The 22,881-nt window shown below is 66.4% G+C and carries 17 protein-coding genes and 1 other RNA gene; 12 read left to right on the forward strand and 6 right to left on the reverse strand.

Annotated features, from left to right (window positions below):
* Positions 1-26: 26 nt before the first annotated feature.
* The 3 genes from GGR73_RS01000 to GGR73_RS01010 are packed head-to-tail and all read right to left on the reverse strand — an operon-like array spanning position 27 to position 3,957.
* A complete protein-coding gene (locus GGR73_RS01000) occupies positions 27-2,324 on the reverse strand; it encodes a xanthine dehydrogenase family protein molybdopterin-binding subunit (protein ID WP_184455269.1) in 2,298 nt (765 codons plus the stop codon).
* The gene (locus GGR73_RS01005) at positions 2,321-3,409 is read right to left on the reverse strand and encodes an FAD binding domain-containing protein (protein WP_184455271.1); all 1,089 of its coding nucleotides are present in this window, start codon (positions 3,407-3,409) and stop codon (positions 2,321-2,323) included. The genes GGR73_RS01000 and GGR73_RS01005 overlap by 4 nt, the downstream gene beginning before the upstream one ends.
* On the reverse strand, positions 3,382-3,957 hold the full coding sequence (locus GGR73_RS01010; protein ID WP_024938641.1) for a (2Fe-2S)-binding protein: 576 nt from the start codon (positions 3,955-3,957) through the stop codon (positions 3,382-3,384). Before GGR73_RS01010 ends, GGR73_RS01005 begins: the two co-directional genes overlap by 28 nt.
* Positions 3,958-4,205: 248 nt before the next feature.
* Here GGR73_RS01010 and GGR73_RS01015 point away from each other — a divergent pair, with 248 nt between their 5' ends.
* The 6 genes from GGR73_RS01015 to GGR73_RS01040 all read left to right on the forward strand — a co-directional run bounded on the left by GGR73_RS01015 (position 4,206) and on the right by GGR73_RS01040 (position 12,239).
* The gene (locus tag GGR73_RS01015) at positions 4,206-4,730 is read left to right on the forward strand and encodes an RNA polymerase sigma factor (RefSeq protein WP_024938642.1); all 525 of its coding nucleotides are present in this window, start codon (positions 4,206-4,208) and stop codon (positions 4,728-4,730) included.
* A 65-nt stretch (positions 4,731-4,795) separates the two neighbouring features.
* A complete protein-coding gene (locus tag GGR73_RS01020) occupies positions 4,796-5,818 on the forward strand; it encodes a FecR family protein (protein ID WP_456362932.1) in 1,023 nt (340 codons plus the stop codon).
* Positions 5,819-6,191: 373 nt separating this feature from the next.
* The gene (locus tag GGR73_RS01025; RefSeq protein WP_184455275.1) at positions 6,192-9,089 is read left to right on the forward strand and encodes a TonB-dependent receptor; all 2,898 of its coding nucleotides are present in this window, start codon (positions 6,192-6,194) and stop codon (positions 9,087-9,089) included.
* A gap of 275 nt (positions 9,090-9,364) precedes the next feature.
* The gene (locus GGR73_RS01030; RefSeq protein WP_184455277.1) at positions 9,365-10,681 is read left to right on the forward strand and encodes a histidine-type phosphatase; all 1,317 of its coding nucleotides are present in this window, start codon (positions 9,365-9,367) and stop codon (positions 10,679-10,681) included.
* A 216-nt stretch (positions 10,682-10,897) separates the two neighbouring features.
* Positions 10,898-10,973: non-coding RNA, sX9 sRNA (locus tag GGR73_RS01035), on the forward strand.
* Positions 10,965-12,239: a jacalin-like lectin gene (locus GGR73_RS01040; protein WP_184455279.1), complete on the forward strand. Its 1,275-nt coding sequence runs from the start codon at positions 10,965-10,967 to the stop codon at positions 12,237-12,239. Before GGR73_RS01035 ends, GGR73_RS01040 begins: the two co-directional genes overlap by 9 nt.
* Positions 12,240-12,326: 87 nt before the next feature.
* On the opposite strand, the gene GGR73_RS01045 is transcribed toward GGR73_RS01040, so the two are convergent.
* Together GGR73_RS01045 and GGR73_RS01050 are read right to left on the reverse strand one after the other, a co-directional pair.
* Positions 12,327-12,752, reverse strand: coding sequence for a type II toxin-antitoxin system death-on-curing family toxin (locus GGR73_RS01045; RefSeq protein ID WP_184455281.1), 426 nt, complete (start codon positions 12,750-12,752; stop codon positions 12,327-12,329).
* A gap of 9 nt (positions 12,753-12,761) precedes the next feature.
* The gene (locus GGR73_RS01050) at positions 12,762-12,983 is read right to left on the reverse strand and encodes an AbrB/MazE/SpoVT family DNA-binding domain-containing protein (RefSeq protein WP_016903820.1); all 222 of its coding nucleotides are present in this window, start codon (positions 12,981-12,983) and stop codon (positions 12,762-12,764) included.
* A 161-nt stretch (positions 12,984-13,144) separates the two neighbouring features.
* Between GGR73_RS01050 and lexA the strand changes: the two genes are divergently transcribed.
* From lexA to GGR73_RS01070, 4 genes are all read left to right on the forward strand, one after another.
* The gene (gene lexA, locus GGR73_RS01055; protein WP_184455283.1) at positions 13,145-13,750 is read left to right on the forward strand and encodes a transcriptional repressor LexA; all 606 of its coding nucleotides are present in this window, start codon (positions 13,145-13,147) and stop codon (positions 13,748-13,750) included.
* 1 nt (position 13,751) lies between these two features.
* Positions 13,752-14,405: a translesion DNA synthesis-associated protein ImuA gene (gene imuA / locus GGR73_RS01060; RefSeq protein ID WP_184455285.1), complete on the forward strand. Its 654-nt coding sequence runs from the start codon at positions 13,752-13,754 to the stop codon at positions 14,403-14,405.
* Between the two features lie 9 nt (positions 14,406-14,414).
* Positions 14,415-15,833 carry a Y-family DNA polymerase gene (locus tag GGR73_RS01065; protein WP_184455287.1) on the forward strand — a complete coding sequence of 473 codons (1,419 nt, stop codon included), beginning with the start codon at positions 14,415-14,417 and terminating at the stop codon, positions 15,831-15,833.
* A gap of 156 nt (positions 15,834-15,989) precedes the next feature.
* Positions 15,990-19,241 carry an error-prone DNA polymerase gene (locus tag GGR73_RS01070; RefSeq protein ID WP_184455289.1) on the forward strand — a complete coding sequence of 1,084 codons (3,252 nt, stop codon included), beginning with the start codon at positions 15,990-15,992 and terminating at the stop codon, positions 19,239-19,241.
* A gap of 146 nt (positions 19,242-19,387) precedes the next feature.
* Here GGR73_RS01070 and GGR73_RS01075 read toward each other — a convergent pair whose 3' ends face one another.
* On the reverse strand, positions 19,388-19,591 hold the full coding sequence (locus GGR73_RS01075; RefSeq protein ID WP_080715734.1) for a hypothetical protein: 204 nt from the start codon (positions 19,589-19,591) through the stop codon (positions 19,388-19,390).
* Between the two features lie 82 nt (positions 19,592-19,673).
* Between GGR73_RS01075 and GGR73_RS01080 the strand changes: the two genes are divergently transcribed.
* Positions 19,674-21,266 (forward strand): alpha/beta hydrolase family protein, encoded by a 1,593-nt coding sequence (locus GGR73_RS01080; protein WP_054590965.1) that lies wholly within the window; start codon positions 19,674-19,676, stop codon positions 21,264-21,266.
* A gap of 211 nt (positions 21,267-21,477) precedes the next feature.
* Positions 21,478-22,296, forward strand: coding sequence for an HDOD domain-containing protein (locus GGR73_RS01085; RefSeq protein WP_054590888.1), 819 nt, complete (start codon positions 21,478-21,480; stop codon positions 22,294-22,296).
* Positions 22,297-22,881: the final 585 nt, after the last annotated feature.

Here is a 22,881-nt window from a genome sequence, read left to right on the forward strand (position 1 = left end):
GGCGTAGGCACCTGCAAGTGCAGGTCTCAGTCCGCCATCACCTTGTCCGGCGTCATCGGGGTGCTGCGGATGCGTTTGCCGGTGGCATGGAAGATCGCATTGCAGATCGCCGCCGAAACACCGACTAGGCCGATTTCGCCCACGCCTTTCGCCCCCAGGCTGCTGACGATGCGGTCGTCCTCGTCGGCAAAGATCACATCGATATCGTGGATGTCGGCATTGGCCGAGACGTGATACATCGCAAAATCGTGATTCATGAAACGGCCGAAGCGGTGATCGGACTGGGTGTGCTCGTGCAGTGCCTGGCCGATGCCCCAGACCACGCCGCCGACGATCTGGCTGCGCGCGGTGATCGGGTTGAGGATGCGCCCGGCTGCAACCGCGCTGACCACGCGGGTGACGCGGACCGTGCCCAGCTCTTCGTCCACCCGCACTTCCACGAACACCGCACCATGGGTGGCACGGGTGTACTTGCGTTGCTTGAGCACATTGGGCAGCAGCAGGAACTTGTCTTCGATCTGTTCCAGTTCTGCTGCACGCAACAATTCGGTCAAGCCAATGGTGGTGCCGGCATCGGCGCGCAAGGCCAGCGTGCCATCGGCAAACACCACCTCGTCCAGCTTGGCCTTGGTAAAGCGCGAGTTCGGCAACGCCTGCGCCAGGCGCAGCAAGCGTGCGCGCAGCTTCGCGCACACCCCATCCACCGCCGAGCCCACCGTGGTCACATGCGACGATCCGCCTTCGATCGGTGCGACCGGCAGGGTCGAATCGCCGAGTTGGAAGGTGACCTGTTCCAGCGGCAGGCCCAGTGCTTCGGCCGCAATCATCGCCATCACCGTATAGGTGCCGGTGCCGATATCGCTGGCTGCGCTGCTCACCACCAGCCGGCCATCGGCGTGCAGCACCGCATGCGCGCGCGCAAACATCTGCATTGCATCCCATTGCCCGGTGGCCATGCCCCAGCCGACCCACTCGTTGCCTTCCTTGCGTGCGCGCGGCTGCAACGGGCGCTGCGCCCAGCCGAAGCGTTCGGCACCTTGCTGGTAGCACGCGCGCAGCGCCTTGGTGGAGTAGGGCTTGTCGTCGGCCGGGTTGACCTCGGCATAGTTCTTCAGGCGCAGCGCCAGCGGATCCATGCCCAGCTCATAGGACAGCTCGTCCATCGCCACTTCCAGCGCATGCACGCCGTGTGCGGCACCGGGTGCGCGCATGTCCATCGGGCTGAACTGGTCCAGGCTCACCAGGTTATAGCCCAGATGCACGTTGTCGCAGGCATACAGCTGCCCGCTCCAGTTGACCACCACCTCGACGTAATCCTCGATGCGCGAGGTCTCGGCAATGGCCTCGTGCCAGATCGCACGCAGGCTGCCGTCGCGGTCGGCGCCGAGCTTGAGCCGCTGCAATGTCTCCGGGCGATGGCCGAAGGTGAACATCTGTTGCCGCGTCAGCACCACGCGCACCGAGCGGTCCAGCAGGATCGACGCCATCACCGCCAGCGGCAACTGATACTGCGGGCGCAGCCCGGAGCCGAAGGCACCACCCACGTACGGATTGCGCACGGTGACCTTGCGCTTGCTCAGGCCGAACACATGCGAGACATACCAACGGCTGTTCTGCGAGCCCTGGGTCTTGTCGTAGATGGTGAAGTGGCCATCGGCATCGCGGATCACCGTGGAGGCAAACAGCTCCATCGGATTGTGGTGCTCCACGCCGCTGTAGTAGTCGGCCTGCACCTGGACAGCGGCATTGGCAAAGGCGGTGTCCGGCTCGCCCTTGTCCTTGGGCGGCGGCGAGAAACCAGCCTTCATGGCCTTGGGCTTGTGCGCGCGGTCCAGGTTGGTCATCAGGTTGGTGTCGTGCGGGTCCTGCAGCAGTTCCACCTCCACCAGGTGGGCCGCGTGGCGCGCCGCTTCAAAAGTGTCGGCCACCACCAGGGCGATCGGCTGGCCGCTGTACAGGATCTTGTTGTCGTACAGGGGCCGGAACGGCGAACCGGCCGGTGCGGTCATGTCCTTGTAGAACACATCCATGCCGCGCATATGCGGGCGGTTTTCATGGGTAACGATCTCCAGCACGCCCGGCACCGCACGCGCGGCATCAAGATGGAAGGCGACGATCTCGCCCTTGGCGATGCTGCTGTTGACCACCACACCATAGGCCAGATCCGCCACCGGCCATTCGGCGGCATAACGTGCCTGGCCGGTGACCTTGGCGCGTCCGTCGATGCGGGTGACGCCGGTGCCGGTGGGGCGATAGCCGGTGCCGCTGTCGGCAACCGGCGGGATCAGGTCGTTGTCGGGTAGATCGGTGCTGCGTGCGTTCATGGCGCTTCCTCCAGCGCGCTGGTTCGCCCGCGGTTGTCGATGGTGCCCTCGCGGGCGACGTCCAGGGCACGCACGATCGCGCGGCGTGCCATCGGCAGCTTGAAGGCGTTGTTGCCTTGCGGTTGCGCACCCTGCAGCAAGGCATCGGCCAGGCTGCCGAAGCTCTCGGCCGTGGCCGGTTTGCCCACCAGCTGCGCTTCGGCGTCGGGGTTGCGCCAGGGCTTGTGCGCCACGCCGCCCAGGGCCACGCGCACCTCGCGGATGCTGCCGTCCTCGGCCAGGTCCAGCGCCGCCGCCACCGACACCAGCGCGAAGGCATATGACAGGCGCTCGCGGATCTTCAGGTAGGCGCTGTGCGCGACGAAGCGCTGTGCATCGGGCAGGTCGATATGCACGATCAACTCGTCCGGGGCCAGGGTGCTGTCCAGCTCCGGGTGCTCGCCGGGCAGGCGGTGGAACTGCGCGAACGGGATGTCGCGCTCGCCGTTGGGGCCTCGCACGTGCACCACTGCGTCCAGCGCAGCCAGCGCGACGCACATGTCCGACGGGTGCGTGGCAATGCACTGCGCGCTGGCGCCGAGGATGGCGTTATAGGTGGTGAGCCCGCCGATCGCCGAGCATCCGGTGCCGGGCGCGCGCTTGTTGCATGGGGTGGCATGGTCGTAGAAATACAGGCAGCGCGTGCGCTGCAGCAGGTTGCCGCCATTGCTGGCCATGTTGCGAATCTGTGGCGAGGCGCCGGCCAGGATCGCCGCGCTCAGCAAGGGATACCGCGTCTCCACGTCGGGGTGATAGGCGGTGTCGGCATTGCGTGCGAGTGCGCCCAGGCGCAGGCCGCCTTCGGGGAGCGTACTGATGCTGTCCAGCGGCAGGCGATTGATATCGATCAGGCTGCCTGGCCGCATCAATTGCAGCTTCATCAGGTCGGTGAGATTGGTGCCGCCGGCGATCAGGCGCACCGGGGCTTCGGCGGGCACCGGGTGCGGGTCGCTGCCGCGCACCGACAGGGCAGTCAGCGCCGCATCGACACTGTCCGCGCGCGTATAGGTGAGCGGGATCATGCCGGCACCGTCCCTGGGGTCCACGGTGTGGCGGCGCTCTCGCTGCTGTCGCTGGGCTTGCCCATGACCTGCATCACCGCATCGGTGATCTGCGGGTAGGCGCCGCAGCGGCACAGATTGCCGCTCATCAACTCGCGCACCTGGTCGCGATCATGCGCCTTGCCTTCATTGATCAGGCCCACTGCCGAGCACAACTGCCCGGGCGTGCAATAGCCGCACTGGAAGGCATCGTTCTCGATGAAGGCACGCTGCAGCGGATGCAGCTGTTCGCCCTCGGCCAGGCCTTCGACGGTGGTGATCTCGGCGCCGTCCTGCATGACCGCAAGCGTCAGGCAGCTGTTGATGCGGCGCCCATCGACCAGCACCGTGCAGGCGCCGCATTGGCCGTGGTCGCAGCCTTTCTTGGTGCCGGTGAGGTCGAGCCGGTCGCGCAATAGATCGAGCAGGCTGACCCAGGCTTCGAGCTGCAATTGGTAAGGCTGGCCATTGATGCGCAGGTTGACCGGGTAGGTGGGCGCAGCAGTGGCGGTGGCCGGCGCCAGATGAGTGGCAGTGGCGGGTGTGGCATTCATGCGAACCCCGTGGCGATGGCTGAGAGGAGGACCCTCACCTTGATGCCTGCGTGGTCAAGGTGTGGTGTAGGTGAGTGAGGTCTCTTTCACGCGTGCGTGAAGCCTGAGCGTGGTCATGCGCGAAACATGGCGGCGTTGCTGCGCATGACATCGCTTGATCGCAGGCCGGTGCCATCGTCGGTGCGTCATCGTGGTGTCACCTGCATTGGCCAGGCTAGCCGGCCAAGCGCACAGGGGAACGCGCCCGCATGAAAGCCAACGCCACCCGCGCCTGGACGCAGGTGTTCACCCAGCACGGATCGGTGCTGCGTGGCTTTTTCGTGCGTCGCGGCGCCAACGAGGATGCCGAAGACCTGGTGCAGGAAACCTATCTGCGGCTATTGCGTGCGCATCAGGATCAGGGCGAGGCGATCGCCAATCCCGAGGCGTATCTGTACACGGTGGCGCTGAATCTGGCGCGCGAGCAGGCCGCGCGACGCAAGCAGGCGCCACTGCGCATCGACGAGATGGAACAGTTTTCGCAGCTTCTGGCCGCAGGCGACGACGTGGAAGACGCCGCGCACCGGCAGCAGCGTCAGCAACGCCTGCAGGCCCTGCTGGCCACGTTGCCGGAGCGCACCTGCGCGGTATTGGTGATGCAGTACCGCGACGGACTCAGCTACAAGCAGATCGCCGAGCGTATGGGGGTGTCTGCGCATATGGTCAAGAAGCATGTGGTGCGTGGCTTGTCGGCCTGCAGACGGGCGGTTGCCGACAGCGGGGACAGCTGGTGAGCAAGCCGGTGTTACCGAGCCGCAGCGTTGTCGGTGAAGCCGCGCACTGGCATGCGCTGCAACGCATGCAGGTGCTGGATGCGACGCAACAGGCAGGCTTTCTGCAATGGCTGACCGCATCGCCGTTGCATGTGCGCGAATACATGGCGGTGCTGCGTGTGGCCGGCGATCTGGGCGATGCCATGCGCGGCATGGACCTGGACGTGGATGCCCTGCTTGCTGCCGACCGGCGCAAGACTGCCGATGCCGCGCCGCCCAATGTGATTGCGCTGCCGCTGCGGTCACGAGGGCAGCCAGCACCGCAACCCGCTGCCCGGCCGCGCCGCAGCGAAGGCCAACCCAATGCACGCATGCGTAGCTGGCGCACGGGCCTGGCGGCGGCGCTGTGCGGCGTGGCGATCCTGACCGGCTGGGCCTGGCCACGCACGCAGACCTACGCCACTGCGCACGGCGAGCAACGTAGCGTGCAGTTGGCCGACCGCAGCGTGGTGCATTTGAATGGGCAAAGCAGCCTGCGTGCCACCATGACGCCGTGGAGCCGCCGCCTGCAGCTGCTGCGTGGCCAGGCCAGCTTCGTGGTCGCAGCGGACCGGCGCCCGTTGCAGGTGCATGCAGGCCATCTGCGTGTCGAGGATATCGGCACCACCTTCGATATCGCCCTGTATCAACACCAGGCACGCATCGAGGTCGCCGAGGGCCGTGTCCATGTCTGGCGCGACGCGCGCGATGGGCAGCCGATGCTTGCCAACCTGGGGGCAGGGCAGAGCGCACGGATCGATGCGGCCACCGGCAAGATCGAACTGGCCAGCGAAGAGGTGGCCGCCATGCATGCCTGGCGGCAGCGGCGCATCGTGTTCCGCGATGCGCCGCTGGCCACGGTGGCCGAAGACTTCAATCGTCTCAACCGCACGCGTTTGTCGATCGACGATGCTGCCGCCGGTGCGCTGCGGCTCACCGGCAATCTGCGCGGTGACGATCTCGCCGCGCTGCGTGCCTTCCTGGATGGCCAGCCGAACCTGCGCGTGGTCAGCGCGCCGGGGATGCTGCGCGTGAGCAGCCGGCCTACGCCGGTAACGGCGACACGATAGCCACGGCGCTGCACGACGCCGTGATGCCTGCAGCGGGTGCGCATGCCGCATCGCGCGCGTAGCGTACATGCATTGATCCTGCGCGCAGTGGATGGGGTTGCCGATGCCATTGCGCCGCGTGCATGCCGATGGCCGTCTGCGGCTGCGTCCACGCACATGCAAGACCTCACGTCCTCGTGCACGCAAGGCGCAGCGCGATGCAGATGCCGTGCGTCGTGCCCGCACCGTTCGGTGCCTGCGCAGATGTCACAGAAAATTCATCAAAAAACGGTGCCCGATCGTCGCTGTCGATGCTCGTAGTCCAGGTACAACGCAGCATTCCCCGCGTGGCGGGTGGTGTTGCGCATTGCTTCCTCCCCTACTGGATTTCACGATGCGCCGTACGTTGTTTCTTTCGATCGCTCTCGCCCTGCATGCCGGTACCGCTGGCGCCCAGACGGCTGCTGCCACCGTCGCGGTCGAGGCGATTCCGGCCCAGCCCCTGGCGCGCGCGCTCAATGCGCTGTCGCGCCAGACCGGGCTGCAGTTTGTCTATGCCGCCGGCGTGGCCGGCAACCCGCAGACCCGCGCCACCGCGGCCGGCGTCGCACCCGAGCAGGCCCTGCAGCAATTGCTCGACGGTACCGGCCTGCGCTACCGCTATCTCGATGCGACCACGGTGACGATCGAAACCGCCGAGCCGGCGCCCGGCCTGCCGCCAGCGGCTCCGGCAACGGCCGCGGTCGCCACGGCACAGGTGCCGCGTGCAGACGCGCCGGTGCAGGAACTGGACAGCATCCAGGTGCTCGGCAGTTACGCCGGCAGCCTCAGCGCCGCGTTGCGCCAGAAACGCTACGCCGACAGCGTGGTGGATGTGATCGCCGCCGAAGACATCGGCAAGCTGCCCGCGCAGAACGTGGCCGAGGCGCTACAGCGCGTGCCGGGCGTGTCGATCGTGCGCGACCGCGGCGAAGGCGTGTACGTGCGCGTGCGCGGCCTGGGTCCGAATTTCCAGGTCACCACGCTCAACGGCCAGACCATGGCGGTCAACGAGAACGTGCGCACCTCCGGCCAAACCGGGCGCCAGTTCCGCTACGACACGCTGCCGGCCGAACTGGTCTCCGGGCTGGATGTGATCAAGAGCCCCACCGCCGATCTGGACGAAGGCGCCATCGGCGGCATCGTCAACGTGCGTACATTCCGCCCGCTGGAGCTGGGCAAGACACTGACCAACGTATCGCTGGAATCCAGCCAGGCCCAGCGCACCCAGGCCAACGATCCGCGCGTCTCCGGGCTGTTCAACTGGGTCAATGCCGAGGGTACCTTCGGCATGCTGATCTCCGGTGCATATGCGCAACGCACGCTGCGCCAGGACCGCGTCAACGAGGTGAGCTGGGACTACTACCGCAACGGCGTGCCGGGTGTGCCCGGTGCCAATTATGTGCCGACCGGCCTGCGCCCGACACTGGAGCTGGAAGAGCGCGAGCGCACCGGCGTGGCGGCCTCGCTGCAATGGAAGCCCAGCGCGGCATGGGAGACCAATCTGGATCTGCTCTACGCCAAGCAGACCGTGCATTACGACGAATACAGCATGGGCGTGGGCTTCGACAGCCTGGCCAAGCTGAGCAATCTGCGGGTACAAAACGGCGGTATCACCGGCTTCGATTATCGCAACGGCCAGGTGCAGATCTCGCGCGAGACCTCCGGCATCACCGACGACAACCGCAGTGCACGCCTGTCCACTACCTGGAGCGGCGACCAGTGGACACTGGGCGCAGTGGCGTTCCACTCGCAGGCGCACAGCTACGACTCCGACCCGATCCGGCGCACCCGTCTGCGCAGCGGCACCAACCTGTCGATGCGCGTGGACATGCCGCAAGCCGACGGCGACAACGTACCGGACTGGAGCTTCACCAACGGCTTCGATCCGACCAACCCGGCCACCGTGGCAGGGCGCCGGCTGGAATGGCGCGAGATCGATGCGCGCGACAAGGAAGACGCGCTGCAGTTCGATGCCAGGCGCACACTCGACGGCAGCTTCTTCCGCGATTTCAAGGTGGGCGCCAAGTACCGCCAGCGCTCGCGCACCTACGATCGCGCCGACCTGCTGCTCAACAGCATTGCCGGGGTACGTTTCCCGGGCAGCTATTTCACCGCGTTGCCGGTGGGCGACATGCTGTCGGACGCCAACGGCAACCTGCCGCGGCAATGGCTGGCGCCGATCGAATCCGCGTTCTGGGGCAATTGGCCGACCAGCGCCGATCTGAGCAACACGCCCAACAGCGCCGACCTGCAGAATTCCTACGAGGTGCAGGAAAAGATTGCCTCGGCGTACGCGATGAGCAACTTCGCCACCCAGCTGGCGGGCCGGGAACTGCGCGGTAATGTCGGCGCGCGCGTGGTGCGCACCGAGCAGGCCACCGATGGCCATGCCGATGTCAACGGCAGCGCACAGCCGGTGCATTTCGAGCGCAGCTATACCAATGTGCTGCCTTCGTTCAACGCGGCCTGGGACGTGCGCGAGGACATGGTGCTGCGGACTTCCGCGGCCAAGGTGATCACGCGCCCGGACCTTACCGATCTGTCGTCCAAGCTGACCTTCAATTCCAGTGGCGAACGCCTCACCGCCAGCGGCGGCAACCCAGCGCTGCAGCCGTTCGAGGCATGGCAGTACGACCTGACCTTCGAGTGGTACATCGACGGCACCTCGGCACTGACTGGCGGTCTGTTCTACAAGGACATCTCCAGCTTCATCCAGACCCAGATGTCCAACCTGGTCTACCAAGGTCAGACCTATCTGCTGTCGTCCAAGACCAACGGCAGCAAGGCGATGGTGCAGGGCGCTGAGGTGGCGTATCAGCAGGTCTTCAGCGGCCTGCCGTCGCCGCTGGACGGCCTGGGCATGCAGCTCAACTACACCTGGACCGACAGCAAGGCGACCTATCACGACGGCACCGGCAGCTTCACCGACAGCCTGGAAGGCGTGGCCAGGAACACCTACAACGCCGTGCTGTTCTACGAGAAGGGGCCGTTGATGGCACGCGTCAGCTATAGCTGGAGCGACGACATCCTCAACGCGGTGGGCACTGCCAATGTGGCAACGCTCAACAGCGACCGGTTCGGCAGCCTGGATGCCAATGTCGCCTACAAGGTCAACGACACGCTGTCGGTGTTCGTCAACGCGATCAATCTCACCGGCGAAGTGCAGCGCCAGTTCGTTGGCGATCACCTGTTCGGCGGCTATACCGACTACGGCCGCACCTGGTCGCTGGGGTTGCGCGCGCGCTTTTGACAAGGGCTGGAGACCTGACGGGCAGTTGCCAGCGACGTGCGGTGTGCATCGGGGGCGCTGTGTTTGCGGGTGACATGCCGCCACGGAGGCCTTGCGACGAGCGCAGCCGTCGTGATCGCCGATCCAGTTTGTTGGCGGCAGCCAATGCCGCCACCGGGCGCCTTGCTGCAAGGCGCCATCTGCAAGGGCCATGGCTTCGGCTATGGCGCTGTTGCCAGCCGCACATCGCCGCGTATCGCGGTGTGCAACAGCTGCATCACGTGTTGAGACCACTCATGTCATTACTGCTTCGTAGCTGTATCGGTTTTTTTGTCTTGGTCGTGGCCGGCCTGGCCATGCCGGTAGCGCCTGCCGCCACCACGTCGGAGACGCTTGAGAAAGTCGTCATCCTCAAGCGCCACGGCGTGCGTGCGGCGATGTCCAGCCCGGAGCAACTGGGTCGCTATTCCGCACGTCCCTGGCCCCGCTTCGATGTGCCGGCCGGCCACCTGACCGCAAACGGTGCGCGTCTGGAGGCATTATTCGGTGCCTATTACCGCGCCCGTTACATGCCGTTGGGTCTGTTCGATGGTGATGGCTGCGCCAATGTCTACTACTGGGCCAATCGCACCCAGCGCACCATCGCCTCGGCGCGTGCGTTGGCAAGCACGCTCACCCCGGGGTGTACGAACACGGTGCACCACGTGGCCGATGACGCGTCCGATCCACTGTTTGACGGCGCGCCGGCATTGCGACAACCCGCTGCGGCGGCGTTGATGCGCGCGGCCATTGCCGGCCGCGTCGGTGGCGATGTGGTCGCCTGGAATGCGGCGCAACGCGATGCGATCGACAGCTTGCAGCAACTGTTGCTGCAATGCGCGCAGCGGCCGTGCCTGACCCAGGCCGGTGCCGGCAAGCAACGCCTGGATGCGGTGCCCGCAGGCATGGGCGCTGCCCACGACGGAATCGCCGGTGTCCAAGGCCCGGCACCGGCAGCTTCCGGCATCAGCGAAAGCCTGTTGATGGGCTGGGCCGACGGCCAGGACTTTGCCGCGTTGGGATGGCAAGGCGTGGACGAAGCCAGTCTGCTGCGCGCGTTCGCCCCGCATCAGGCCGAGTTCGCGCTGCGCCTGCGTGCGCCGACGGTGGCGCGCATGGCCAGTACGCCGCTGGCGGCGCGGCTGCTGGAGACGCTGCAGCAAGGCAGTGTCGCCAGTGGCAATCGCAATCCACCGCAGGCCATGCCGATCGGTGGCGATGCACGGCTGGTGGTGCTATCCGGTCACGACGGCACGCTGACGCTGCTGGCCGGCATGTTCGATCTGCATTGGCAGTTGCCCGGTTACCAACCCGACCAGACCGTGCCTGGAGGCGCCTTGGTGTTCGAACGCTGGCGGCGTGCCGATGGGCAGCGGGTGATCCGCCTGCGCTATACCGCGCAGACGCTGGCGCAACTGCGCGAACGCCGCGCGCTGACACCGCAGGCGCCGCCGCCGTCGTCGCCGGTGTTCATTCCCGGCTGCAGCAGCGCCACCCCGGAGTACGACTGCCCGCTATCAACCTTGGCGACGTTGATCGACGCCGCGATCGACCCGCATTACCTGAGCGAATGACGCCGCGCGCGCCGGCCGCGGTCGGCGCGCGTGGTTGCATCGGCGCATCGGCGCCGTTTCCCTGGCCACCGTGCCAGCCGCTGTTTCTCACCACTGCAAGAGGCGATTTATGCTCCACCAGCGACGTACTCTCGTCAGTCTCGGAACCGCTCTGAGAGCAACTACCAAAACTACTGCGCGTTCGCCAGGCGGGCGCGGCCGGTGCTCGGAATCCTCATGTACCACTCGTACACTGCGGTTCCTCCGCGCCGTCCGCACCCACCTGACAACCGCTCGCTACGTTTTGCTAGCTGCTCTCACACTTGCCTGTGCAGGCGTCGCACAGGCGCAAACGGACGTCGGCGTACTCGACGTACTGACCTACAACGTCGCCGGCCTGCCCGAAGGCCTGTCCAGCGGAACGCCGGCCACCAGCACCGCACTGCTCGCACCGAAACTGGCGCCTTACGGGCTGGTCAACGTGCAGGAAGACTTCAACTACCACGCCACGCTGTACGCCGGCGACGCGCATCCCTACCGCACTGCCACCAGTGGCGGTGCCGCGTTCGGCGACGGCCTCAACACGCTCAGCAACTATCCCTTCAACGACTTCACCCGGGTCAAGTGGAACCAGTGCAACGGCACCGACTGCCTGACCCCGAAGGGTTTCAGTTACATGCGCGTGCGTCTGGCAGACGGCGTGTTACTGGACGTCTACAACGCGCACCCCAATGCCGGGGTCGAAGCGGGCGACCTGTCCGCACGTCGCGCCAATATCGGCCAGCTCTCGCAGTTCATCCAGACCTGGTCGGCCGGCAATGCGGTGCTGGTGATGATGGATTCCAATACGCGCTACACCCGCAGCGACGACAACATCCGCGAGTTGATCGCTTCCAACGGTTTGACCGATCCGTGGGTGGAACTGATCAAGGGCGCAGCACCGGCGGCCGGCGCCGCACCGCTGTTGTGCGGCACGCCGCCGACCAACAGCTGCGAAGTGGTCGACAAGATCCTGTACCGCGACGCGCCGCAATTGACCCTGGTGGCCAACCGTTACCAGCTCGATGGCGGCGGCTTCTATGACAGCGCCGGCAAGCCGCTGTCCGACCACTACCCGCTGCATGCGCAATTCGGATGGGCCGTGGGCGACCGATTGCGTACCAGTGACCAGTTCGGTGGTCCGCATGGCGTTCCGTTCAACGATCTGGCCGGCAATCCTGGCGTGCGTCCGCTCAGTGGCGTGACCCTGCGCGGCGGTGCGCGCCTGGATGGCGTCGGCGTGATCCTGGACAGCGGCAAGCTGCTCGCGCACGGCGGCAGCGGCGGGCAGGCGACCACACTGTCGCTGGGTGCCAACGAAACGCTGTCCTCGGCCACCTTCACTGTGGGCAAGTACAACGACCGCACCCGCCTGTTCTCGCTGAGCCTGCGCACCAACAAAGGCCGCAGCGTGCAGGTGGGCAGCCCGACCAGCGAGAGCTACACGCTGACCGCTCCCAGCGGCTGGCATATCGCCGGTTTCACCGGTCGCGCGGGTGAGGAGATCGACAAGCTGGGGGTGGTGTATGCGAAGGACTAGGCGCTGACGCTGTTTTCAGTGGCAGCGGGCAGGGCAGCGATGCGCGCCATGGATGGCTGCTGCACTGTAGGCTTGCCGGGCTACCAGTCACTCATATGACGGCGCCGATTCGTGCACGCGGTCTGGATGCCGCAAGCGCAGGCGTGAGCGCAACCACGCGGCGCAGGCCGCTTCATCGAGTGAGCCATCGGCCAGGCCGATGTAGAAACCGTAGAGTTCCAGATCATCGGCGGCCAAGGTCGCTCCGTTGAGCACGATGAAGGTTTCGCAAGCGACGGCGGCAGTGCGCTTGTTGCCGTCGACAAACGGATGGTTGCGGCCCAATCCGTAGGCAAGACTGGCGGCAAGCGCAGCCAGGTCCGGTGGCGGCTCGCCGTAGGACCGCAGTTGCTTTGGCCTGGCAAGTGCCGAGTCGAGCAGGGCGTCGTCGCGCACGCCGCTGCCGCCGCCGTGTTCGGCCAGTTGGCGATCGTGGATGGCCAGGACAAGTGGCCGCTCGATCCAGACGATCATGGTCGAGCCTTATTGCGCCAGCTTGTGCAGCAACGCGCGGCGGTTGCGCATCACCTGCTCGGCCACATCCATCTGCGCGGCCAGGGTCGGGTCGAACGCGGTCAGCTTGATGCCGTCGGGCGTTTCCAGTGCATAGAGTTCATCGCCCTTGCCCAGGCGCAGGCGGGCGAGCAGTTCCTTGGGCAGGATGACGCCAGCGGAATTGCCGATGGAGGTGATCTTGAGCTTCATGGTCGACGCCCTCGTTAGTACGTAAGTTATAACTCCGTCTCCAGCCGATCACAAGCCTGTCCTGGCTGAAGCGGCTCAGCAACCTGCATGGGCCGATCTCGCCTGCTGCGACCGACAGGTGTACAAATGTACACCTTGTCCCGGCCGGCCGTTGCACTCCCATGGAACCTCTCTCCCCCAAGCGTCAGGCGGTGCTGGCTTTCCTGCAGGAACAGGCCCGTGCAGGGGTATCCCCCAGCCTGGCCGAGATTGCGCAGGCGTTCGGGTTCGCCTCGCGCAATGCCGCGCAAAAGCACGTGCAGGCGCTGGCCGAGGCCGGGTTGATCGAGCTGCAGCCCAATCAGAAGCGTGGCATCCGCATGCCGGGCGGGGCCGCGCGCGATGCCTTGCTGGCCTTGCCGGTGCTGGGCCGGGTGGCGGCCGGTGTGCCGATCGGGGCGGATATCGGCCTGGACCGGCAGTTGTGGCTGGACCGCACGCTGTTCTCGTTGCGCCCGGACTATCTGCTGCAGGTGCAAGGCGATTCGATGATCGACGACGGCATCCTGGACGGCGATCTGGTCGGCGTGCATCGCAGCAGCGAGGCGCGCAATGGGCAGATCGTGGTGGCGCGGGTGGATGGTGAAATCACCATCAAGCGGCTGGAGCGCGGTGCCGAACGCATCCGCCTGTTGCCGCGCAACCGCGCGCATGCGCCGATCGTGGTGGCGGCCGATGCCGACTTCGCGATCGAAGGACTGTACTGCGGTCTGATCCGGCAGGGTTGAGATGAGCCAGGAGCCCGCCCGCATCAGGCAGGACGGCAACGCGGCAATCGCCCTGCCGCTGGACGCCCTGCTGGCCGCGCGCACGGTGTGGCGCGCGGGTCGTGGCACCGCCATCGCCCATGGCGGCGAATCCACCGGGCATGCGGCGCTGGATGCGCTGCTACCCGATGGCGGCTGGCCGCGGCGGGCACTGACCGAGTTGCTGCTGCCCGCGCATGGCGTGGGCGAGATCGCCCTGCTGTTGCCCACGCTGGCGCGCATGACCGGCGCCAGCAGCCGGGTGGTGCTGGTGGCGCCGCCGTTCATTCCCTATGCGCCGGCCTGGCAGGCGGGCGGGGTGGTGCTGGAACATCTGGAAGTGGTGCAGGCCGAGCCGCGCGATGCCTTGTGGGCGTTCGAGCAATGCCTGCGCAGTGGCGCATGCGCGGCAGTGCTGGGCTGGCCGCAGACCGGCGATGCACGTGCATTGCGGCGGCTGCAGGTCGCCGCCGACAGCGGCAACTGCTGCGCGTTCGCGTTGCGCGATCGCAAGCATGCGGTCAATGCATCGCCGGCGGCGTTACGGCTGGAATTCCTGCCCGAGCGCGATGCCTGGCAGGTACGCAAGTGCCGCGGCGGGCAGGTCCCGTCGCAGCCGTTGCGGCTGGCGCATTGAGGCGCGCGCATGTTGTGGGCCTGCATCTTGCTGCCGCAGCTGGCGCTGGACGCCGTCCTCCGGCGTCTGGAAGATCCGGACGCACCGCTGGCGTTGGTGGAAGGGCCGGCGCAGTTGCGCAGCCTGCACTCGGTCAATGCAGCGGCGTCCGCCGCCGGCCTGAAAGCCGGCATGCGGCTGTCGGCGGCGCATGCGCTGATGGCCCATGTACGCACCATCGATTACGAGGCCCAGGCTGAGGCGCGCACGCAGCGGTTTCTCGCGGCGTGGGCGTACCGGCACAGTTCGTTGGTGAGCCAGCAATGGTCGCGTGCCATCGTGCTGGAGGCCGGTGCCAGTTTTCGGTTGTTCGGTCCATGGCCGCGTTTCGAGCGCCGCCTGCGCGATGAACTGCAGGCCTTGGGCTTCCGGCACCGGCTTGCACTGGCACCTACGCCGCGCGCCGCGCGCGTGCTGGCCGGTTTGCGCGATGGCATGGTGGTGACGCAGTTTCCGGTCTTGCACGCCACGCTGGACAAGGTGCCGGTACGCCGCGCCGCGTTGCCGGGCGATGCCGGCGAGCGCCTGCAACACATGGGCGTGCGCACGCTGGCGGCGGTGCGCGCGTTGCCGCGCGATGGGCTGCGCCGGCGGTTCGGCGCGGGCCTGCTCGAACATCTGGACCGCCTCTACGGCCAGGTCGACGACCCCCTGGAGTGCTACGCGCCACCGGACCACTTCGACCAGCGTGTGGAACTCGGCTACGAGGTGGAAATGCATCCGGCGCTGCTGTTCCCGCTGCGGCGCCTGATCGGCGACCTGTGCACCTACCTGTCCATCCGCGACGGCGGCGTGCAACGGTTCCTGCTGCGGCTGGAACACGAGGAAGGCGCCACCGATGTCGAGATCGGCTTGCTGACGCCGGAGCGCGCGCCGACGCTGTTGTTCGAGCTTGCGCGTAACCGGCTGGAGCGGGTGGAGATTCCACGCCCGGTAGTGGCGATGCGCCTGCTGGCGCGGCAGCTGCCACCGTTCGTGCCGGCCATGCGCGATCTGTTCGATCAACGTGCGCAGCAATCGGTGGAATGGCCGCAGCTGCGCGAGCGCTTGCGCGCGCGGCTGGGCGATGAGGCGGTGTATCGCGTGCTGCCGGCCGACGACCCGCGCCCGGAACGTGCCTGGCGGCGCGCCATTGGCGATGCGGTGCGCGACGTTGCGGCGCCGCCGCGTCCGCCGCGCCCGACCTGGCTGTTGCCGCAGCCGGTGCCCCTGCACGAGACGCAGCTGCGCATCATCTCCGGCCCGGAGCGGCTGGAAAGCGGCTGGTGGGACGACGACGAGGCGCGCCGCGATTACTACGTGGTGGAAACCGCGCGCGGCCGGCGTGGCTGGGCGTTCGCCGCTCCTGGCCGTGTCGATGGCTGGATGCTGCACGGGTGGTTCGCATGACCGGTTGCATGCCCTTGCAGCAGCGGTGCATTGCCTGCGGCGCTGGTCATCGCAGCGGTGCCGCACGCGTCCGATGCCACGGACCGAAGAGGCAAACGCAGCGCGTCGATCTGCAGCACATGTGCGGTGGCAGCACGATGTCGAAGAGGTGCGCGCATGAGCTGGGATGACGCCGTCGACGGCGTGGACCGCGATACCCCCGGTGGGCGCATGCCGCGCGCCTGGACGGTCGCCGCGCGGTTGCGCGCGGCAAACGACGACATCGCCCATGCCATGGTCGCCGATGGGCTGCCTGCCTATGCCGAGCTGCACTGCCTGTCGGATTTTTCGTTCCTGCGCGGCGCCTCCAGCGCCGAACAATTGTTCATGCGCGCGCACCACTGCGGCTACAGCGCCCTGGCGATCACCGACGAGTGCTCGCTGGCCGGCATCGTGCGCGGCCTGGAAGCCTCGCGCGCCACCGGCGTGCGCCTGATCGTCGGCAGCGAATTCACCCTGGTCGATGGCACCCGCTTCGTGCTGCTGGTGGAAAACGCGCACGGCTATCCGCAGTTGTGCGCGCTGATCACCACCGCGCGGCGTGCGGCAAGCAAGGGTGCGTACCGGCTCGGGCGTGCCGAGGTGGAGGCGCAGTTTCGCGCGGTGGAACCGGGCGTGTTCGCGCTGTGGTTACCCGACGCGCAGCCACAGGCCGAGCAGGGCGCCTGGCTGCAGCAGGTGTTCGGCGAGCGTGCATTCCTGGCGGTGGAACTGCACCGCGAACAAGACGATGCGGCGCGGTTGCTTGTCCTGCAGCTGCTGGCGCAGCAACTGGGCATGACCGCTCTGGCCAGCGGCGATGTGCATATGGCGCAGCGGCGCGAGCGCATCGTGCAGGACACCCTGACCGCCATCCGCCACGGCTTGCCGTTGGCCGAGTGCGGCGCGCACCTGTTCCGCAACGGCGAGCGCCATCTGCGCACGCGGCGTGCCTTGGGCAACATCTATCCGGATGCGCTGTTGCAGGCCGCAGTGGACCTGGCGCAGCGCTGCAGCTTCGATATCTCCAGGCTTGAATACACCTATCCGCGCGAACTGGTGCCGCAAGGGCATACGCCGGCGAGTTATCTGCGACAGCTCACCGAAGAGGGGATGCGTGAGCGGTGGCCGGATGGAACGCCGGCAAAGGTACGCGCCGACATCGAGAAGGAACTGGCGCTGATCGCGCATAAGAGCTACGAGGCCTTCTTTCTCACCGTGCAGGACGTGGTGCGCTTCGCCCGCGAGCAGCACATCCTCTGCCAGGGCCGTGGCTCATCGGCCAACTCGGCGGTGTGTTATGCGTTGGGCATCACCGCGGTCAACCCGGATGAAACGCGTCTGTTGATGGCACGCTTCCTGTCCGAAAAACGCGACGAGCCCCCGGACATCGACGTCGATTTCGAACACGAACGCCGCGAGGAGGTGCTGCAGTACGTCTACAACAAGTACGGCCGCGAACGCGCGGCATTGGCGGCGACGGTGATCTGCTATCGCGGCAAGAGCGCCGTGCGCGATGTGGCCAAGGCGTTCGGCCTGCCGCCGGACCAGATTGCGTTGCTGGCCAATTGCTATGGCTGGGGCAATGGCGAAACGCCGATGGAACAGCGCATCGAAGAGGCCGGGTTCGATCTGGCCAACCCGCTGATCAACAAGATTCTTGCGGTGACCGAGCAACTGCGCGATCACCCGCGCCATCTGTCGCAGCATGTCGGCGGATTCGTCATCTCCGACCAACCCCTGTCGCTGCTGGTGCCGGTGGAAAACGCCGCCATGGCCGACCGCACCATCATCCAGTGGGACAAGGACGATCTGGAAACCATGAAGCTGCTCAAGGTCGATTGCCTGGCGCTGGGCATGCTGACCTGCATCCGCAAGACGCTGGAGCTGGTGCGCGGCCACCGCGGGCGCGATTACAGCATTGCCACGCTGCCAGGCAATGACGAGCCGACCTACAAGATGATCCAGCGCGCCGACACCGTGGGCGTATTCCAGATCGAGTCGCGCGCGCAGATGGCGATGTTGCCGCGGCTCAAGCCTGCGGTGTTCTACGACCTGGTGATCGAAGTGGCGATCGTGCGCCCCGGCCCGATCCAGGGCGACATGGTGCACCCGTATCTGCGCCGGCGGCAGGGGCGCGAGGACGTGAACTACCCCTCGCCAGAGGTGGAGGACATTCTCAAGCCGACGCTTGGAGTTCCGCTATTCCAGGAACAGGTGATGGAGCTGCTGATGCACGCTGCCGATTACAGCGAGAGCGAAGCGGACAATCTACGCCGCTCGATGGCCGCCTGGCGGCGCGGCGGCGACATGGAACAGCACCGCGCGCGGGTGCGCGAGCGCATGCAGGGCAAAGGCTACGCCTCCACCTTCATTGACCAGATCTTCGAGCAGATCAAGGGCTTCGGTTCCTACGGTTTCCCGCAAAGCCACGCCGCCTCGTTCGCCAAGCTTGTCTACGCCAGCTGCTGGCTCAAGCGCCATGAGCCGGCGGCCTTCGCCTGCGGGCTGCTCAATGCGCAGCCGATGGGCTTCTACTCGGCCAGTCAGATCGTGCAGGACGCACGCCGCGGCAGTCCCGAGCGTGCGCGCGTGGAGGTATTGCCGGTGGATGTGCTGCACAGCGTCTGGGACAACACCTTGGTGGGCGGCCGGCCGTGGCGCAGCGCTACCGACCCTGGCGAGCAACCGGCGATCCGGCTGGGCATGCGCCAGATCGCCGGGTTATCGGAAGTGGTGGCCAACCGCATTGTCGCGGCACGCGCGCAGCGGGCCTTCGCCGATATCGGCGATCTGTGCCTGCGCGCCGCACTCGACGAAAAGGCGCGCCTGGCATTGGCCGAAGCCGGCGCCTTGCAGGGCATGGTGGGCAATCGCAATGCTGCGCGTTGGGCGATGGCTGGCGTGGAAGCGCGTCGGCCGTTATTACCGGGCAGCCCCGAAGAACGCACGGTGACGTTTGAAGCCCCGCGCGCAGGCGAAGAGATCCTGGCCGACTATCGCTCGGTCGGCCTGAGTCTGCGCCAGCATCCGATGGCACTGCTGCGCCCGCAGATGCAGCAGCGGCGCATCCTCGGCCTGCGAGAACTGCAGGGCCGCCGTCACGGCAGCGGCGTGCATGTCGCCGGCTTGGTCACCCAGCGCCAGCGCCCGGCCACCGCCAAGGGCACCATCTTCGTCACCCTGGAAGACGAGCACGGCATGATCAACGTCATCGTCTGGTCGCATCTGGCGCTACGCCGCCGCCGCGCACTGCTGGAATCACGCCTGCTGGCCGTGCGCGGCCGCTGGGAACGCGTGGACGGCGTGGAGCATCTCATCGCCGGCGACCTGCACGACCTCAGTGACCTGCTCGGCGAGATGCAGCTGCCCTCGCGCGATTTTCATTGAAACTTTGTCTGGTCTGCGATTGCTGGTAAATTTCGCGCTCAGTTTGCACACGACATGGAGCAGTACGTGCGGAAAAGGATTTTCATTGCGGCCTTGGGGTTGCTGATGGCTGCCGGCAATGCCGCAGCGCAGGTGGATGTTGGCGCCTATATCAAAAAAGACAAGTTTGCCGATATCAAGCTATCGCCCAGCGGCGCGTTTTTCGCCGCTACCGTACCGATGGAAGACAAGACCGCCCTGGCGATCGTGCGGCGTTCGGACAACAGCATGGGCGCGACCTTTGTGCTGGAGAAGAACACGTATGTGAGCGACTTTGCCTGGGTCAGCGAGACGCGTGTGTTGATCTCCATCGCACAGAAATACGGTCTGCTCGACAAGCCGTTGCCGACCGGCGAGCTGTATGCCATCAATGCCGATGGCACTGGTGTCGAGTTGCTGGTGGGCTATCGTGCTCGAGGCACCGGGCTTGGCACCAATATCAAGGTCAAGAAAACCGAAGCAGTTGCCGCATTCCTCACCGATACCTTGCCCGACGACGATCGCAACGTGGTCGTCGGCATCTGGCCGTTGTCAGGGCAGGACCCGTACACGCGCGCAGAAAAGCTCGACGTCAACACAGGTCGGCGCCTTCCGCTGGCGCGTGCCCCGATTCAGCGCGCCAGCTTCACCACCGACCACCATGGCGAGGTGCGTTTTGCGCAGGGCGCAGGCTCGGACAATGTCAGCAAGCTGTATTACCGCGTTGGTGGTGGAACCGAGTGGACGCTGCTCAACGACGAACAGGCCAGCGGCCGCATCGAAACCCCACTGGGCTTTTCGCAGGACGAGCGCATTGCCTACCTGCGCGTGCAGGCTGCCGATGGCCCCGATGCGATCGTGGCTTGGGACATCCAGGCCAATCGCCGTGAACAGGTGCTGCGTGACGCAGTGGCCGATCCCCTGGGCGTCATCTATCGCAACGGCACCACGATCCCGGTGGGTGCCATTTTCATGGCTGACCGTCCGCGCAGCCGCTTTTTCGACGAGCAGGGCCCCGAGGCGCGGATGTATCACAGCCTGGAGGCCGCCTTCGCCGGCAACGCCGTGCGTATCACCTCCAGTACCAGCGATGGCCGCTACGTCATGTTGCAGGTCGATTCGGGCAGCAACCCTGGCGATTTCTATGTGTTCGATACGCAGGAGAAAAAAGCCCAGCACGTGATCAGCCGACGCGACTGGTTCGATCCCGAGCGCACCGCGACCGTGCAGCCCATCGCGCTGCAGGCACGCGATGGCGTGCCGTTGCATGGCTACCTCACGCTGCCGCGCACCGGCGCGGCAAAGAACCTGCCGATGGTGGTGATGCCGCATGGCGGCCCGTTCGAGATCTTCGACAGCTGGCAGTTCGACGACGACGCGCAGTTGCTGGCGCAGGCCGGCTATGCGGTGCTGCAGATCAATTTCCGTGGTTCCGGCAATTACGGTCGCGCTTTCCAGTATGCCGGCGCGCGCCAGTGGGGCGGCACCATGCAGGATGACGTCACCGACGCCACGCGCTGGGCGGTGACGCAGGGCTATGCAGATGCGCGCAAGATCTGCATCTTTGGTGCAAGTTATGGTGCGTATGCAGCCCTGATGGGGGCAGCCAAGGAAGCTGGGTTGTATGCCTGCGCGGCCGGCTATGTCGGCGTCTACGACCTGCCCATGATGTTCACCAGCGGCGACATCCAGAAGCGCGGCTCAGGCGAAAACTATCTGAAGCAATGGCTGGGCGATCCGGCAACTCTGGCCGCACGCTCGCCGGTCCATCTGGCCAAGCAGATCAAGGTTCCGGTGTTCCTGGCGGCCGGTGGCGAGGACGAGCGCGCGCCGATCCAGCACAGCAAGCGAATGGAGGCGGCATTGCGCCAGGCCGGAACGCCGGTGGAGACCTTGTACTACGACACCGAAGGCCACGGGTTCTATACCGAGCCGCATCGGCGTGCGTTCTATACGCAGTTGCTGGCGTTTCTGGCCAAGTCCCTGGATGGTGCCAAGGCCAAGTAGTGGTGTCGACGCACGCATATCCGGATCTTGACGGCCGCGCTGTCCATGATGGCCGTCGCTACGCGACCGGCGGGGCAGCCCGCCGCAAGGCGATGACGCAAAAGCGCGGGTGAATAGCGGCCGTGACGGGGCAGCGTCATCCGGCCGGTCTGTGCTACACCATGCAGGCCGGCGCGGCCGCGCTGGCTTACCTTTCATCCACGAGGCGATCATGAAGTTGGAGGCGTTGTTCGACCAGTTGCACACCTTGCCCACCGTGCCCGAGGTGGCGCAGGACCTGATTGCCCGGTTCGACGATCCGGCAACCAACATCGATGTGCTGGCGCACACCATCGAGCGCGATCCGGTGATCGCCGCCAAGGTGCTGCGGCTTGCCAATTCGGCGCGCTTCCACGGCCTGCGCGACTCCACCAGCGTGGAAGACGCGGCCATGCGGCTGGGCTTCAACACGCTGCGCACCCTGGTGCTGGCCTCGGCGATGACCGGCGCGTTCCGCGCCGGCCCGGGCTTCGATCTGAAGGCGTTCTGGCGGCACAGTTTCGAGGTCGCCGGCATCTGCCGCCTGTTGGCGCGCCAGCACGGCGTGGATCCGGAAACCGCCTTTACCTGCGGCATGATGCACAACATCGGCGAGCTGCTGATCCAGTCCGGCGCGCCGGATTACGCCAGCCGCATCAATCACGACAGCTCATCGGCCGGCCATGCCGCCGAAGAAACCCTGCAGTTGGGCTTCGGCTACCCGGAAGTCGGCGCCGAGCTGGTGCGTCGCTGGCAGCTGCCCGCCGTCATCCAGGAAGCGATCGCCTATCAGGTCCGCCCGGCCGCTGCGCCGGAAGGTGCGCGGATGCCGCTGCTGGTCGCCCAGGCGGTGCAGGTATCCGATGCGCTGCGTGCACATGGTGGCGCCACGCCGGCGGCGTTGGAGGCGGTGCGCGGTCCGTTGATGGACACGGTGGATCTGGATGCCTTGTTCGCCGCATTGCCGGACGTGATCGAGGCCGACCGCGCGTTTGCCGAACTGCTGCATTGATTGGACAGCCGCGCCGACGCCGCCAGCGTCGGCGCAGCCGCTGACGCTGACGCACCATCGCCGGCAGCAGATCCCTGACGTGCAGGAAAAACGGCAACGCCCAGCAATCACGGCGACAGCGATATACGGCAACGCGTGCCCGCCGCTGCAGCAGCAGACCAGTCGGCCCTTACGGGCGCGCGGCCTCATCCGCGACCCCTCATCAGCGCATTGTCCCGCCAGCACGGGCGGCAGGCGACCGCCGGTACGAGCGATGGGCGTGATGACGAGTCCATCGCTCGTTGTCACCTGTCGGCCATGGCGCGCGTCGCTCATGGCGCCTCCGTCGGTCGACGAGCCGGAAGACCGCATCGCCGCACCCTGACGCCGTATGCCGCTGGTCTGCATGCCATGCAGCAGTGTCCGCCACCTCCATACCGTGCGACCTATGCGCTTGCAATCCGCATGCGCGATGCAGTCGCCGACACACGCTGGTACACGCCTATCGTCCCCGTCGCCACATCCCCGGGCATTCCAGCCGCCACAGCAGGCACAGTGTCACGCCGCGGCGCAGCTGGACGGAACCCCGTGTAGGCGCTAGCGTGG

The organism is Xanthomonas sp. F14, from assembly GCF_014199865.1.